Source organism: Pseudomonas sp. 32A (genome assembly GCF_052682255.1).
On the sequence record NZ_JBQYLY010000001.1, the window covers coordinates 4,813,322 to 4,828,202 of the forward strand.

Annotated in this window: 11 protein-coding genes; 10 read left to right on the forward strand and 1 reads right to left on the reverse strand. The window is 58.3% G+C overall.

The genetic code is table 11. The annotated features are described in order from the left end of the window. Positions 1–47: 47 nt before the first annotated feature. Positions 48–1,337: a citrate synthase gene (gene gltA, locus ACUN0G_RS22295; protein WP_003210575.1), complete on the reverse strand. Its 1,290-nt coding sequence runs from the start codon at positions 1,335–1,337 to the stop codon at positions 48–50. Positions 1,338–1,700: 363 nt separating this feature from the next. Between gltA and sdhC the strand changes: the two genes are divergently transcribed. The 10 genes from sdhC (at position 1,701) to brnQ (ending at position 14,828) form a co-directional block, all read left to right on the forward strand. Further along, positions 1,701–2,075, forward strand: coding sequence for a succinate dehydrogenase, cytochrome b556 subunit (sdhC, locus tag ACUN0G_RS22300; protein ID WP_008433998.1), 375 nt, complete (start codon positions 1,701–1,703; stop codon positions 2,073–2,075). Next, positions 2,069–2,437, forward strand: a complete 369-nt coding sequence (gene sdhD, locus ACUN0G_RS22305; protein ID WP_003210573.1) for a succinate dehydrogenase, hydrophobic membrane anchor protein — start codon at positions 2,069–2,071, stop codon at positions 2,435–2,437. Before sdhC ends, sdhD begins: the two co-directional genes overlap by 7 nt. 3 nt (positions 2,438–2,440) lie before the next feature. Beyond that, positions 2,441–4,216: a succinate dehydrogenase flavoprotein subunit gene (gene sdhA, locus ACUN0G_RS22310; RefSeq protein WP_003210572.1), complete on the forward strand. Its 1,776-nt coding sequence runs from the start codon at positions 2,441–2,443 to the stop codon at positions 4,214–4,216. Positions 4,217–4,227: 11 nt separating this feature from the next. Beyond that, entirely contained in the window at positions 4,228–4,932 is a 705-nt protein-coding gene (locus tag ACUN0G_RS22315; protein ID WP_003210571.1) for a succinate dehydrogenase iron-sulfur subunit, read from the forward strand. Between the two features lie 262 nt (positions 4,933–5,194). Then, positions 5,195–8,026 (forward strand): 2-oxoglutarate dehydrogenase E1 component, encoded by a 2,832-nt coding sequence (locus tag ACUN0G_RS22320; protein WP_003210570.1) that lies wholly within the window; start codon positions 5,195–5,197, stop codon positions 8,024–8,026. Between the two features lie 44 nt (positions 8,027–8,070). After that, positions 8,071–9,303, forward strand: coding sequence for a 2-oxoglutarate dehydrogenase complex dihydrolipoyllysine-residue succinyltransferase (gene odhB, locus ACUN0G_RS22325; RefSeq protein ID WP_445574282.1), 1,233 nt, complete (start codon positions 8,071–8,073; stop codon positions 9,301–9,303). Positions 9,304–9,398: 95 nt separating this feature from the next. Next, a complete protein-coding gene (lpdA, locus tag ACUN0G_RS22330) occupies positions 9,399–10,835 on the forward strand; it encodes a dihydrolipoyl dehydrogenase (RefSeq protein WP_017477531.1) in 1,437 nt (478 codons plus the stop codon). 214 nt (positions 10,836–11,049) lie between these two features. After that, on the forward strand, positions 11,050–12,216 hold the full coding sequence (gene sucC / locus ACUN0G_RS22335) for an ADP-forming succinate--CoA ligase subunit beta (protein WP_003210567.1): 1,167 nt from the start codon (positions 11,050–11,052) through the stop codon (positions 12,214–12,216). Further along, positions 12,216–13,097, forward strand: coding sequence for a succinate--CoA ligase subunit alpha (gene sucD / locus ACUN0G_RS22340; RefSeq protein WP_003210566.1), 882 nt, complete (start codon positions 12,216–12,218; stop codon positions 13,095–13,097). The genes sucC and sucD overlap by 1 nt, the downstream gene beginning before the upstream one ends. 417 nt (positions 13,098–13,514) lie before the next feature. Further along, complete coding sequence (gene brnQ / locus ACUN0G_RS22345; RefSeq protein ID WP_445574283.1) at positions 13,515–14,828, forward strand: branched-chain amino acid transport system II carrier protein; 1,314 nt, start codon at positions 13,515–13,517, stop codon at positions 14,826–14,828. Positions 14,829–14,881: the final 53 nt, after the last annotated feature.

A 14,881-nucleotide genomic window follows, 5' to 3' on the forward strand; every position in this document is an offset into this window, starting at 1 on the left:
TCCCTATCAAAGGAGGCCGTTTTCGGTGTAGCCAAGTAGCGGTTAGCTTACTTGCGGTCTTCCAGCTTGGTGATGTCACGCGACTCGTAGCCGGTGTACAGCTGGCGCGGGCGGCCAATCTTGTACGGGCTGGAGAGCATTTCTTTCCAGTGGGAGATCCAGCCCACGGTCCGCGCCAGGGCGAAGATCACGGTGAACATGCTGGTTGGAATGCCGATCGCCTTGAGGATGATCCCCGAGTAGAAGTCGACGTTCGGGTACAGCGAGCGCTCGATGAAGTACGGGTCGGTCAGGGCGATCTCTTCCAGGCGCATGGCCAGTTCGAGTTGCGGATCGTTCTTGATCCCCAGTTCCTTCAGCACTTCGTCGCAGGTCTTCTTCATCACGGTGGCGCGCGGGTCGCGGTTCTTGTAGACCCGGTGACCGAAGCCCATCAACTTGAACGGATCGTTCTTGTCCTTGGCCTTGGCGATGAACTTGTCGATGTTGGACACATCGCCGATTTCATCGAGCATGGTCAATACGGCTTCGTTCGCACCGCCGTGGGCAGGGCCCCACAGTGCGGCGATGCCGGCGGCGATACAGGCGAACGGGTTGGCACCCGAAGAGCCCGCCAGGCGCACGGTAGACGTCGAGGCGTTCTGTTCGTGGTCGGCGTGGAGGATGAAGATCTTGTCCATCGCGGCGGCCAGCACCGGGCTGATCGGTTTGATCTCGCACGGGGTGTTGAACATCATGTGCAGGAAGTTTTCCGCGTACGTCAGGTCGTTGCGCGGGTACATCATGGGTTGACCCATGGAGTACTTGTAAACCATTGCGGCCAGGGTAGGCATCTTGGCAACCAGGCGGATCGCGGAGATTTCGCGATGCTGCGGGTTATTGATGTCCAGGGAGTCGTGATAGAAGGCCGACAGGGCGCCGACTACGCCGCACATGACGGCCATTGGGTGGGCGTCGCGACGGAAGCCGTTGAAGAAGGTCTTCAACTGCTCGTGAACCATGGTGTGGTTCTTCACGGTGCTGACAAACTGGGCCTTTTGCTCAGCTGTTGGCAATTCGCCATTAAGCAGCAGGTAGCAGGTTTCCAGGTAGTCCGACTGTTCAGCAAGCTGTTCGATCGGGTAGCCGCGGTGCAGCAAGATACCGTTATCACCGTCGATATAGGTGATCTTCGACTCGCAAGAGGCGGTCGACATGAAGCCTGGGTCAAATGTAAAACGGCCCGTGGCCGTCAGGCCCCGTACGTCGATAACATCGGGACCAACGGTGCCGGTTAAAATGGGCAGCTCGACGGGGGCTGCGCCCTCGATGATCAACTGCGCTTTTTTGTCAGCCATGTGGCCTCCTATTTATGCTTCAAATCATCAGACAGACCCCCCACGCAGGGCCCGCACCACTATAGTGAGATAAATTCAGATGTCAATTTGCCTAAAGTCTTGCTCCAGAAGGCTTTAACCGTACTTTTTCCTCGAAATTACCTGCCGTTTACGCCTTTTATGCCGCCAGCGCAATGCGCTATTAGGGTGAGGAGTGCGCGTTGTCATTAGTTGCCTAACTGTCTATACTCGGCCTCCGACCGCCAGGGGCTTTTGGGCCCGTTTTGATGGGGGTCGCACTCCCTGGGTGGTGGTTACCTGACCAGTGCACTCCCCAACAACTTTGCCCTGATTGTTAGGGGCTCTTCAGTGTGAAAAAAAGCCGTGAATAGCCAACGACCTGTAAACCTAGACCTAAGGACCATCAAACTCCCCATCACCGGCGTAACGTCATTCCTGCACCGTGTATCCGGCATCATCCTGTTTCTTGGCCTGGGCATCATGCTTTATGCATTGAGCAAATCCCTGGGTTCGGAAGAAGGGTACGCCGAGGTGAAGGCATGCTTGACCAGTCCGCTGGCCAAATTCGTCGCCTGGGGCCTCCTGTCCGCTCTGCTTTATCACCTTGTGGCCGGTATTCGCCACTTGATCATGGACATGGGTATCGGTGAGACGCTGGAAGGCGGCAAGCTGGGCTCGAAAATCGTCATCGCCATTTCCGTGGTGCTGATCGTTCTGGCGGGAGTTTGGATATGGTAACCAGCGTTACGAACCTGTCGCGTTCGGGCCTCTATGACTGGATGGCGCAACGTGTGTCTGCGGTTGTTCTCGCGGCTTATTTCATCTTCCTGATCGGGTACCTCGCGGCGAACCCTGGCATTGGCTACGCCCAATGGCACGGCCTGTTCGCTCATAACGGGATGCGCATCTTCAGTCTGCTGGCCCTTGTAGCCCTGGGCGCTCACGCCTGGGTTGGCATGTGGACCATCGCGACCGACTACCTGACGCCGATGGCGTTGGGCAAGTCCGCGACAGCAGTACGGTTTCTCTTCCAGGCAGTATGCGGCGTCGCGATGTTCGCTTACTTCGTCTGGGGTGTGCAGATTCTTTGGGGTATCTGATTCATGGCTAACACAGTTAATACGCTTTCATTCGACGCCATCATCATTGGCGGCGGCGGTGCCGGCATGCGCGCTGCGCTGCAACTGGCCCAGGGCGGTCACAAGACTGCCGTGATCACCAAGGTGTTCCCGACCCGTTCCCACACCGTTTCGGCCCAGGGTGGCATCACCTGCGCCATCGCCTCCGCCGATCCAAACGATGACTGGCGCTGGCACATGTACGATACCGTCAAGGGTTCCGACTATATCGGTGACCAGGACGCTATCGAATACATGTGCTCCGTAGGCCCGGAAGCGGTCTTCGAGCTGGAACACATGGGTCTGCCGTTCTCCCGTACCGAACAGGGCCGCATCTACCAGCGTCCGTTCGGCGGTCAGTCGAAAGACTTCGGTAAGGGTGGCCAGGCCGCTCGTACCTGTGCCGCAGCCGACCGTACCGGTCACGCGCTGTTGCACACCCTGTACCAGGCCAACCTGAAGGCCGGCACCGTATTCCTCAACGAATACTACGGTGTCGACCTGGTGAAGAACGAAGACGGTGCCTTTGTAGGCATGATCGTTATCTGCATCGAAACCGGCGAAACCTCTTACGTGCGGGCTAACGCCACCGTATTGGCGACCGGCGGTGCAGGCCGTATCTACTCTTCGACTACCAATGCCCTGATCAACACCGGTGACGGTATCGGCATGGCCCTGCGTGCAGGCGTCCCGGTACAAGACATCGAAATGTGGCAGTTCCACCCGACCGGCATCGCCGGCGCCGGTGTACTGGTTACAGAAGGTTGCCGTGGTGAAGGTGGTTACCTGATCAACAAGAACGGCGAGCGCTTCATGGAGCGTTATGCTCCGAACGCCAAAGACCTTGCCGGTCGTGACGTTGTAGCCCGTTCCATGGTTAAAGAGATCATCGCCGGTAACGGCTGTGGTCCCGATGGCGACCACGTAATGCTGAAGCTCGATCACCTCGGTGAAGAAGTGCTGCACAGCCGTCTGCCAGGCATCATGGAGCTGTCCAAGACCTTTGCCCACGTTGACCCGGCTGTTGCGCCGATCCCGGTTGTTCCAACTTGCCACTATATGATGGGCGGCGTTGCCACCAACATTCATGGTCAGGCGATCACCCAGGACGCCGACGGCGTTGACCAGATCATCCCTGGTCTGTTCGCGGTAGGTGAAGTGGCTTGCGTATCGGTTCACGGTGCCAACCGTCTGGGCGGCAACTCGCTGCTCGACCTGGTGGTATTCGGTCGCGCCGCCGGCCTGTTCCTGGAACAGACCCTGAAGGAAGGCGTTGATTACGCGCGTCCACGCCAGTCCGACATCGACGCTGCCCTGGCACGTCTGGATGGCCTGAACTCGCGTACCGATGGCGAAGACGTCGCCTCCCTGCGCAAAGAGCTGCAAAGCTGCATGCAGAACTACTTCGGTGTGTTCCGTACCGGCGAATACATGCAGAAAGGTATCGCCCAGCTGGCTGACCTGCGTACGCGCATCGCCAACGTCAAGATCAACGACAAGAGCCAGGCGTTCAACACCGCTCGAATCGAAGCCCTTGAGCTGCAAAACCTGCTGGAAGTGGCTGAAGCGACTGCGATCGCCGCCGAGGTTCGTAAAGAATCCCGTGGTGCTCACGCTCGTGAAGACTATGAAGACCGCGACGACGAAAACTGGTTGTGCCACACCCTGTACTTCCCGGGTGACAAGCGCGTAACCAAGCGTGCCGTGAACTTCTCGCCGAAGACGGTTCCGACGTTTGAACCGAAGATTCGGACTTACTAAGGGTGGCTGCCATGTTGAAAGTCAGTGTTTATCGCTACAACCCTGATCAGGACGCTGCGCCGTTCATGCAGGAATTCCAGGTCGATACCGGTGGTAAAGACCTGATGGTGCTGGACGTGCTGGCCCTGGTTAAAGAGCAGGACGAGGGTTTCTCCTATCGTCGCTCTTGCCGTGAAGGTGTCTGCGGCTCCGACGGCATGAACATCAACGGCAAGAACGGCCTGGCGTGCATCACGCCGCTGTCTTCCGTGGTGAAAGGCAACAAGTTGGTTGTTCGTCCGCTGCCAGGTTTGCCGGTTATCCGTGACCTGGTCGTCGATATGAGCATCTTCTACAAGCAATACGAGAAGGTTAAGCCATTCCTGCAGAACGACACGCCGGCTCCGGCCATCGAGCGTCTGCAGACTCCGGAAGAGCGCGAGAAGCTGGACGGTCTGTACGAGTGCATCCTGTGCGCTTGCTGCTCGACTTCCTGCCCGTCTTTCTGGTGGAACCCCGACAAGTTCCTGGGCCCAGCTGCCCTGCTGCAAGCGTACCGCTTCCTGGCAGACAGCCGTGATACCAAGACTGCCGAGCGTCTGGCTTCGCTGGATGACCCGTTCAGCGTATTCCGCTGCCGCGGGATCATGAACTGCGTCAACGTATGTCCCAAAGGCCTGAACCCGACTAAGGCCATTGGTCACGTACGTAGCATGCTGCTGCAAAGCGGCGTGTAACCGACGTTGTAGTAAAAGCAGGACCGTTGTGCCCGTAGATGCTACGGCGCAGGCTTCAACCGGCGCCGTAGTTTTAACTTGAGCAGCGACTTACAAAGACGCGGCTCTTATTTTGAAGAAATGAGACAAGCAGGGGCATTCGGGTTGGTACCCGAACTATCAGCGTGATCCTAAGTGGCTTGTTTTGGTCGCTGCACTTGGCCTTTTGCAAGCAAACTCGGTGTTTTCGCCGGTGGTGTCCCCAAATCGAGGGTGACCAAGCATGCAAGAAAGCGTGATGCAGCGCATGTGGAACAGCGGCTATCTTTCAGGTGGTAACGCTGCCTATGTGGAAGAGCTTTATGAGCTCTACCTGCACGACCCTAACGCTGTGCCAGAAGAATGGCGCACCAAATTTCAGACGTTGTCTTCAGACGGCAACGCTGCCACCGATGTATCGCACGCAACAATTCGCGATCAGTTCGTGCTGCTGGCAAAGAACCAGCGCCGCGCCCAGCCGGTTTCTGCCGCAAGCGTGAGCAGTGAGCACGAGAAGAAGCAAGTTGAAGTACTGCGACTGATCCAGGCCTACCGTATGCGTGGCCACCAGGCAGCCCAGCTTGACCCGCTGGGGCTGTGGCAGCGTCCTGCACCTGCAGACCTGTCGATCAATCATTACGGCTTGACCAATGCCGATCTTGATACGACCTTCCGTGCCGGCGACCTGTTCATCGGCAAAGAGGAAGCGAGCCTACGCGAAATTCACGAAGCGTTGCAGCAGACATATTGCCGCACCATCGGTGCCGAATTTACGCACATCACTGATTCCGAGCAGCGCCACTGGTTCCAGCACCGCCTTGAAGGCGTGCGTGGTCGCCCGGTGCTGTCTGCGGACGTCAAGAGCCACTTGCTCGAGCGCGTCACTGCAGCGGAAGGCCTGGAAAAATACCTGGGCACCAAATACCCGGGCACCAAGCGTTTCGGCCTGGAAGGCGGCGAAAGCCTGATCCCGATGCTCGACGAGCTGATCCAGCGTTCCGGTTCCTACGGCACCAAGGAAATCGTGATCGGCATGGCCCACCGTGGCCGCTTGAACGTGCTGGTCAACACCTTCGGCAAGAACCCGCGCGAGCTGTTCGACGAGTTCGAAGGCAAGAAGAAGGTCGAGCTGGGTTCCGGTGACGTTAAATATCACCAGGGCTTCTCGTCCAACGTAATGACCACCGGCGGTGAAGTTCACCTGGCCATGGCGTTCAACCCATCCCACCTGGAAATCGTTTCTCCAGTGGTCGAGGGGTCGGTACGTGCGCGCCAGGATCGTCGTAACGATTCCACCGGTGAGAAGGTCCTGCCGATTTCCATCCACGGTGACGCGGCATTCGCCGGTCAGGGTGTGGTCCTGGAAACCTTCCAGATGTCGCAGACTCGCGGCTTCAAGACCGGCGGTACGGTTCACATCGTCATCAACAACCAGGTGGGCTTCACCATCAGCAACCCGCTGGACGCGCGCTCTACCGAGTACGCGACCGACGTTGCCAAGATGATCCAGGCGCCGATCCTCCATGTGAATGGTGATGATCCGGAAGCCGTGTTGTTCGTGACCCAGTTGGCCATCGATTACCGCATGCAGTTCAAACGTGACGTGGTCATCGACCTGGTCTGCTACCGTCGTCGCGGTCACAACGAAGCGGATGAGCCTAGCGGCACCCAACCGTTGATGTACCAGCAAATCACCAAGCAGCGCACCACCCGTGAGCTGTATGCCGATAGCCTGATCAAGGCCGGCGTGGTGGACGATGCACGTGTTCAGGCGAAGATCGATGAATACCGCAACGCGCTGGACAACGGCCTGCATGTCGTAAAAAGCCTGGTTAAAGAGCCGAATAAAGAGCTGTTCGTTGACTGGCGTCCGTACCTGGGCCACGCCTGGACTGCGCGTCACGACACCTCGTTCGATCTGAAAACCCTGCAGGAACTGTCGGCCAAGCTGCTGGAAATCCCAGACGGTTTCGTCGTACAGCGCCAGGTTGCGAAGATCTACGAAGACCGTCAGAAGATGCAAGCCGGCGGCCTGCCGATCAACTGGGGTTACGCTGAAACCATGGCGTACGCGACCCTGGCGTTCGAAGGTCACCCGATTCGCATGACCGGCCAGGACATCGGCCGCGGTACGTTCTCGCACCGTCACGCTGTGTTGCACAACCAGAAAGACGCGGGCACCTACATCCCGTTGCAGAACCTGTACGAAGGCCAGCCACGTTTCGACCTGTACGATTCGTTCCTGTCCGAAGAAGCCGTACTGGCGTTCGAATACGGTTACTCGACCACCACGCCTCAGGCGCTGGTGATCTGGGAAGCCCAGTTCGGCGACTTCGCCAACGGTGCCCAGGTGGTTATCGACCAGTTCATCACCAGCGGCGAGCACAAGTGGGGCCGTCTGTGCGGTCTGACCATGCTGCTGCCACACGGTTATGAAGGTCAGGGTCCGGAACACTCCTCGGCCCGTCTGGAGCGTTACCTGCAATTGTGCGCCGAGCACAACATCCAGGTGTGCGTGCCGACTACCCCGGCCCAGATCTACCACTTGCTGCGTCGCCAGGTGATCCGCCCGCTGCGCAAGCCGCTGGTAGTGCTGACCCCGAAATCGCTGTTGCGTCATAAATTGGCCATCTCGACCCTGGAAGATCTGGCGGATGGTTCGTTCCAGACCGTTATTTCAGAAATCGACACCCTGGACGCGGCCAAGGTCACTCGCCTAATCCTGTGCAGCGGCAAGGTTTACTACGACTTGCTGGAAAAACGCCGTGCCGAAGGCCGCGAAGACATCGCCATCGTGCGGATCGAGCAGCTTTACCCGTTCCCGGAAGACGACCTGATGGAGGCCATCGCGCCTTACACCAACCTCACCAACGTGGTGTGGTGTCAGGAAGAACCGATGAACCAGGGCGCTTGGTACAGCAGTCAGCATCATCTGCGTCGCAGCATCGGCAACCACAAACAGGCCCTGGGCCTGGAGTACGCCGGTCGTGATGCTTCTGCTGCACCTGCGTGTGGTTATGCGTCGATGCACGCCGAACAGCAGGAAAAACTGCTGCAAGATGCTTTCACTGTTTAACGCCTTCGCGCTGACTGAAACCGAATTTTAAGGACCCACAGATAATGGCTATCGAAATCAAAGCCCCGTCATTCCCGGAATCGGTTGCCGATGGCACCGTTGCCACCTGGCACAAGAAACCAGGCGAGGCCGTCAAGCGTGACGACCTGATCGTCGACATCGAAACCGACAAGGTCGTGCTCGAAGTGTTGGCTGAAGCTGACGGCGTGCTGGGCGCAATCGTTGCCGAAGAAGGCGCTACCGTTCTGTCGAACCAGGTTCTGGGCTCGATCGAAGAGGGCGGCGCTGCTGCCGCTGCTCCTGCTGCCGCCGCTCCTGCACCGGCCGCTGCTGCCGCAGCTCCAGCTGCTGCACCGGCTGCGGGCGGCGAAGATCCAATCGCTGCACCGGCTGCACGCCAGCTGGCTGACGAAAACGGCATCAACCTGGCTTCCATCAAGGGCACCGGCAAAGACGGCCGTGTGACCAAGGAAGACGTGGTTGCCGCTGTTGAAGCCAAGAAAAACGCTCCAGCTGCCGCACCTGCCAAGGCTGCTGCCCCGGCTGCCGCTGCTCCTGTGTTCGCCGCTGGCGACCGCACCGAGAAGCGCGTACCGATGACCCGCGTGCGTGCCACCGTGGCCAAGCGCCTGGTTGAAGCACAGTCGAACATGGCGATGCTGACCACGTTCAACGAAGTCGACATGACCGAAGTCATGGCCCTGCGTTCGAAGTACAAGGATCTGTTCGAGAAGTCCCACAACGGCGTGCGCCTGGGCTTCATGTCGTTCTTCGTGAAAGCGGCCACCGAAGCGCTGAAGCGCTTCCCGGCAGTCAACGCTTCCATCGACGGCGGCGACATCGTTTACCACGGTTATGCTGACGTCGGCGTTGCCGTATCCAGCGACCGTGGCCTGGTGGTACCGGTTCTGCGTAACGCCGAGCTGATGAGCCTGGCTGAAATCGAAGGCGGCATCGCCAACTTCGGCAAGAAAGCCCGTGACGGCAAGCTGACCATCGACGAGATGACCGGTGGTACCTTCACGATCACTAACGGTGGTACTTTCGGTTCGATGATGTCGACTCCGATCGTCAACCCGCCACAAGCTGCGATCCTGGGCATGCACAACATTCTGCAGCGTCCTATGGCGATCAACGGCCAAGTGGTTATCCGCCCGATGATGTACCTGGCGCTGTCGTACGATCACCGCCTGATCGATGGTAAAGAAGCCGTGACTTTCCTGGTGACCATCAAGAACCTGCTGGAAGACCCGGCTCGTCTGCTGCTGGATATCTGATAAAGCGGCGGTGCGCCGTACCACCCGGTCTGCCGCGAGGCAGGCCGGAGTGCGGCTCACGGCTTGAAGCTTTTAGCTAAAGAGGATTTTTTTTCATGTCGCAGAAATTTGACGTTGTAGTGATTGGCGCAGGCCCTGGCGGCTACGTTGCCGCCATCAAGGCCGCACAACTGGGCCTCTCGACTGCTTGCATCGAAAAATACACCGACAAGGAAGGCAAACTGGCGCTGGGCGGTACTTGCCTGAACGTTGGTTGCATTCCTTCCAAGGCGCTGCTGGACAGCTCTTGGAAGTTCCACGAAGCGCAAGACGGTTTTGCCATCCACGGCATCAACCACGCTGGCGTGACCATGGACGTGCCAGCAATGGTCGGCCGCAAGGCCAACATCGTTAAAGGCCTGACTTCCGGCGTTGCAACCCTGTTCAAGGCCAACGGCGTTACTTCCCTGCAGGGCCACGGCAAACTGCTGGCCGGCAAGAAAGTTGAAATCACCAAGCCTGACGGTTCGGTAGAAGTCATCGAAGCCGAGAACGTGATCCTGGCTCCAGGTTCGCGTCCAATCGACATTCCACCGGCTCCTGTTGACCAGAAGGTGATCGTCGATTCGACCGGTGCCCTGGAATTCCAATCGGTTCCAAAACGTCTGGGCGTGATCGGCGCTGGCGTGATCGGCCTGGAACTGGGTTCGGTCTGGTCCCGTCTGGGTTCCGAAGTGACCGTGCTGGAAGCCCTGGATACGTTCCTGCTGGCTGCCGACACCGCAGTGTCCAAAGAAGCGTTGAAAACCCTGACCAAACAAGGTCTGGACATCAAGCTGGGCGCTCGCGTTACCGGTTCCAAGGTTAACGGCGAAGAAGTCGTCGTGACCTACACCGACAAGGATGGCGAAAAGACCATCACTTTCGACAAGCTGATCGTAGCCGTTGGTCGCCGTCCAGTGACCACTGATCTGCTGGCTTCCGACAGCGGCGTGAACATCGACGAGCGTGGTTTCATCCACGTTGACGATCACTGCGCTACCACCGTGCCGGGCGTCTACGCCATTGGCGACGTGGTTCGCGGCATGATGCTGGCGCACAAGGCTTCCGAAGAAGGCATCATGGTTGTCGAGCGCATCAAGGGTCACAAGACCCAGATGAACTACGACCTGATCCCGTCGGTTATCTACACCCACCCGGAAATTGCATGGGTCGGCAAGAACGAACAGCAGTTGAAAGCTGAAGGCGTTGAAGTTAACGTCGGCACCTTCCCGTTTGCCGCTTCTGGCCGTGCCATGGCAGCCAACGACACCGGTGGTTTTGTCAAAGTCATCGCTGATGCCAAGACTGACCGCGTATTGGGCGTCCACGTGATTGGCCCAGGCGCAGCAGAACTGGTTCAGCAAGGCGCAATCGGTATGGAATTCGGCACCAGCGCCGAAGACATCGGCATGATGGTTTTCTCCCATCCAACCCTGTCTGAAGCGCTGCACGAAGCCGCGTTGGCAGTGAATGGCCATGCCATCCACATCGCCAACAAGAAGAAGCGCTAAGCGAGATAATAAGAAACCACGGCGGTTGCCCGTCGTGAGCCTTGTGCGCAAGACTCACCGCGGAATATCCGCTGGACGCAGTCTTGCGCAGTTTCACCACCCAGGGTTCAGGCCTTTGGTGGTTTGACTGTGCAAGCAGCAGTCACAGGTGGCGCGGCACTCAATAAAGAGCGCAGCGCCGAATGCGCAGTACCTAACGAAGACGGTAATAAGCATGAATCTTCACGAGTATCAGGGTAAGCAGCTGTTCGCTGAATACGGCCTGCCAGTATCCAAGGGTTACGCAGTAGACACCCCGGAAGCAGCAGCAGAAGCTTGCGACAAAATCGGCGGCACCGAGTGGGTTGTCAAAGCCCAGGTTCACGCTGGTGGTCGCGGTAAAGCGGGCGGCGTTAAGCTGGTTCGCAGCAAAGAAGACGCCAAGGCCTTCGCTCAGCAGTGGCTGGGCAAGCGTCTGGTGACTTACCAGACTGATGCCAATGGCCAGCCAGTCACCAAGATCCTGGTTGAATCGTGCACTGATATCGCTAAAGAGCTGTACCTGGGCGCTGTCGTTGACCGTTCGAGCCGTCGCATCGTGTTCATGGCCTCCACCGAAGGTGGCGTGGACATTGAGAAGATCGCCGAAGAAACCCCAGAAAAAATTCTGAAAGCCACTATCGATCCACTGGTTGGCGCTCAGCCATTCCAGGGTCGCGAGCTGGCATTCCAGTTGGGTCTGGAAGGCAAGCAAGTTGCCCAGTTCGCCAAGATCTTCGTAGGTCTGGCCAAACTGTTCCAGGATCACGATCTGGCCCTGCTGGAAGTGAACCCGCTGGTGATCAAGGCTGACGGCGATCTGCATTGCCTCGACGCCAAGATCAACATCGACGCCAACGCCATGTACCGTCAGCCTAAGCTGAAGACTTTCCACGATCCGTCGCAAGACGATCCGCGCGAAGCGCACGCTGCCAAGTTCGAACTGAACTACGTAGCCCTGGAAGGCAACATCGGTTGCATGGTCAACGGTGCTGGCCTGGCCATGGGTACCATGGACATCGTCAACCTGCATGGCGGCAAACCAGCCAACTTCCTCGACGTAGGCGGCGGTGCCACCAAAGAACGCGTTACCGAAGCGTTCAAGATCATCCTGTCCGACTCCAACGTCGCTGCAGTACTGGTCAACATCTTCGGCGGCATCGTTCGTTGCGACATGATTGCCGAAGGCATCATCGGTGCAGTGAAAGAAGTCGGCGTTAAAATCCCGGTTGTTGTGCGCCTTGAAGGTAACAACGCTGAACTGGGCGCTAAAGTACTGGCAGAAAGCGGTTTGAACATCATCGCTGCTACCAGCCTGACCGACGCTGCTCAACAAGTCGTCAAAGCTGCGGAGGGCAAATAATGAGCGTCCTGATCAATAAAGACACCAAGGTTATCTGCCAGGGTATTACCGGTTCGCAAGGTAGTTTCCACACCCAGCAAGCCATCGAATACGGCACCAAGATGGTCGGTGGCGTTACGCCTGGTAAAGGCGGCACCGAGCACCTGGGTCTGCCAGTGTTCAACACCGTGAAAGATGCTGTAGCTGCCACTGGCGCCACCGCCAGCGTGATCTACGTTCCAGCTCCTTTCTGCAAGGACTCCATCCTGGAAGCAGCATTCGGCGGCATCAAGCTGATCGTTTGCATCACCGAAGGCATTCCTACCCTGGACATGCTGGACGCTAAAGTTAAGTGCGACGAGCTGGGCGTAGTCCTGATCGGCCCTAACTGCCCAGGCGTGATCACTCCAGGCGAATGCAAGATCGGCATCATGCCAGGTCACATTCACTTGCCAGGTAAAGTCGGTATCGTTTCCCGTTCCGGCACCCTGACCTACGAAGCTGTCAAGCAGACTACTGACGCCGGTTTCGGTCAGTCGACTTGCGTCGGCATCGGCGGTGACCCGATCCCGGGTTCGAACTTCATCGACATCCTGAAGCTGTTCCAGGAAGACCCGAAGACCGAAGCGATCGTAATGATCGGTGAGATCGGCGGTTCGGCTGAAGAAGAAGCGGCTGCCTACATCAAGGCACACGTGACCAAGCCGGTTGTTTCCTACATCGCTGGTGTGACTGCCCCTGCTGGCAAGCGCATGGGCCATGCTGGCGCAATCATCTCTGGCGGCAAGGGCACTGCAGACGAGAAGTTTGCTGCCCTGGAAGACGCAGGCGTTAAAACCGTGCGTTCGCTGGCAGACATCGGCAAGGCTTTGTCCGAGCTGACTGGTTGGGCTGTCAAGTAAGCCTCGCGCTTAACTGACGCTTCACCCCACAAAGGCCACCTTCGGGTGGCCTTTGTGCTTTCTGCAGGTGGGTGGAGATCAACTTGTGGGAGCGGGCTTGCTCGCGAAAGCGGTGTGTCAGTCAGCTCATGAGTGGCTGATACACCGCGTTCGAGAGCAAGCCCGCTCCCACATTCCATCGCATTTCAAAATTTAAATATAAAAACGCGACATAAAAATGTCGCTTATCGGACAGTTCGCCCCGCAACAGTGCGTTTGACCCGCAAATTCGTTAGGCTAGCCGCCTCTTTATGCGTACGCATCCCAAAAGGAAGCCTCGCGCCAGACCGGTCGGTCCCCATCAGGACCGGCAGTATTTCCCTCATCCATAGGGAAGCCCTCTCTAAATTCCGATTCAGTAGTGTGGTATTTCCTCAAATGAAAGTGTTGAAAAGCCAGGACATCCTGGCGTTGGGCTTTATGACCTTTGCCCTGTTCGTGGGCGCCGGCAACATCATCTTCCCGCCTATCGTCGGTTTGCAGTCCGGGCCTCATGTCTGGATGGCGGCGCTGGGCTTCCTGATCACCGCCGTCGGTTTGCCGGTGATCACCGTTGTCGCCCTGGCCAAAGTCGGTGGCGGCATGGACGCGTTGAGCAGCCCGATTGGCAAGATCGCCGGTGGCTTGCTGGCAGCGGCGGCCTACCTGGCAGTTGGCCCGTTGTTCGCTACCCCGCGAACCGCGACCGTGTCGTTTGAAGTGGGCCTGGCGCCCCTGACCGGTGAAAGCCCGCTGGCGCTGTTCCTCTACAGCTCGGTGTACTTCCTGTTGGTGTTCTTCATCTCCCTGTACCCAGGCCGCCTGCTGGATACGGTTGGTCGCTTCCTGGCACCGTTGAAGATCATCGCCCTGGCCGTATTGGGCATTGCCGCCTTTGCCTTGCCGGCAGGTGATGTGGGTGTCGCCACTCCTGAATACGTGGCTGCACCGTTCTCCCAAGGCTTTATCAATGGTTACCTGACCATGGATACCCTCGGCGCTCTGGTGTTCGGCATCGTGATCGTCAACGCGATTCGTTCCCGTGGCGTCGAGTCGCCGAAGCTGATTACCCGCTACGCGATCATTGCCGGGCTGATTGCCGGCGTGGGCCTGGCGCTGGTGTACATCAGCCTGTTCCGCCTGGGTTCGGGCAGCCATGAAGTGGCCGCCGGTGCTGCCAACGGCGCGGCCGTATTGCACGCTTACGTCCAGCACACTTTCGGCTCCCTGGGCAGCGGCTTCCTCGCCGTGCTGATTTCCCTGGCGTGCCTGGTGACCGCCGTAGGCCTGACCTGCGCCTGCGCCGAGTACTTCAGCCGTGTGTTGCCGCTGTCCTACAAGACTCTGGTAGTGATCCTGGCGGTGTTCTCGCTGTTTGTGTCCAACCTGGGCCTGACCAAGTTGATCGCGTTCTCGATCCCGGTACTGACCGCGATCTACCCGCCGTGCATCGTGCTGGTGGGCCTGAGCTTCTGTAAGGACTTCTGGCAGGAACAGGGCCGGATCGTCGGCCCGGTGATGCTGGTGTCGTTCATCTTCGGCTGCATTGACGCGCTGAAGGGCGCTGGTCTGGCGGACTGGATGCCATCGCAACTGGCTCACCTGCCGCTGAGCGAGCAGGGCCTGGCGTGGCTGGTGCCTTCGGTGATGACCCTGGTGGTGGCTGTGGTGGTTGACCGCGTGCTGGGCAAGCGCAGCGAAGCGATCGCTTAAAGCTTTCGGTCTACGCGGTAATCGAAAAGCCCCGGATCAAATGCTCCGGGGCT

Coding starts and splice junctions, on each gene's coding strand:
- ACUN0G_RS22320 (WP_003210570.1), top strand. CDS start 5,195: ATGCAAGAAAGCGTGATGCAGCGCATGTGGAACAGCGGCTATCTTTCA.
- odhB (WP_445574282.1), top strand. CDS start 8,071: ATGGCTATCGAAATCAAAGCCCCGTCATTCCCGGAATCGGTTGCCGAT.
- sdhD (WP_003210573.1), top strand. CDS start 2,069: ATGGTAACCAGCGTTACGAACCTGTCGCGTTCGGGCCTCTATGACTGG.
- brnQ (WP_445574283.1), top strand. CDS start 13,515: ATGAAAGTGTTGAAAAGCCAGGACATCCTGGCGTTGGGCTTTATGACC.
- sucD (WP_003210566.1), top strand. CDS start 12,216: ATGAGCGTCCTGATCAATAAAGACACCAAGGTTATCTGCCAGGGTATT.
- sucC (WP_003210567.1), top strand. CDS start 11,050: ATGAATCTTCACGAGTATCAGGGTAAGCAGCTGTTCGCTGAATACGGC.
- lpdA (WP_017477531.1), top strand. CDS start 9,399: ATGTCGCAGAAATTTGACGTTGTAGTGATTGGCGCAGGCCCTGGCGGC.
- sdhA (WP_003210572.1), top strand. CDS start 2,441: ATGGCTAACACAGTTAATACGCTTTCATTCGACGCCATCATCATTGGC.
- gltA (WP_003210575.1), bottom strand. CDS start 1,337: ATGGCTGACAAAAAAGCGCAGTTGATCATCGAGGGCGCAGCCCCCGTC.
- ACUN0G_RS22315 (WP_003210571.1), top strand. CDS start 4,228: ATGTTGAAAGTCAGTGTTTATCGCTACAACCCTGATCAGGACGCTGCG.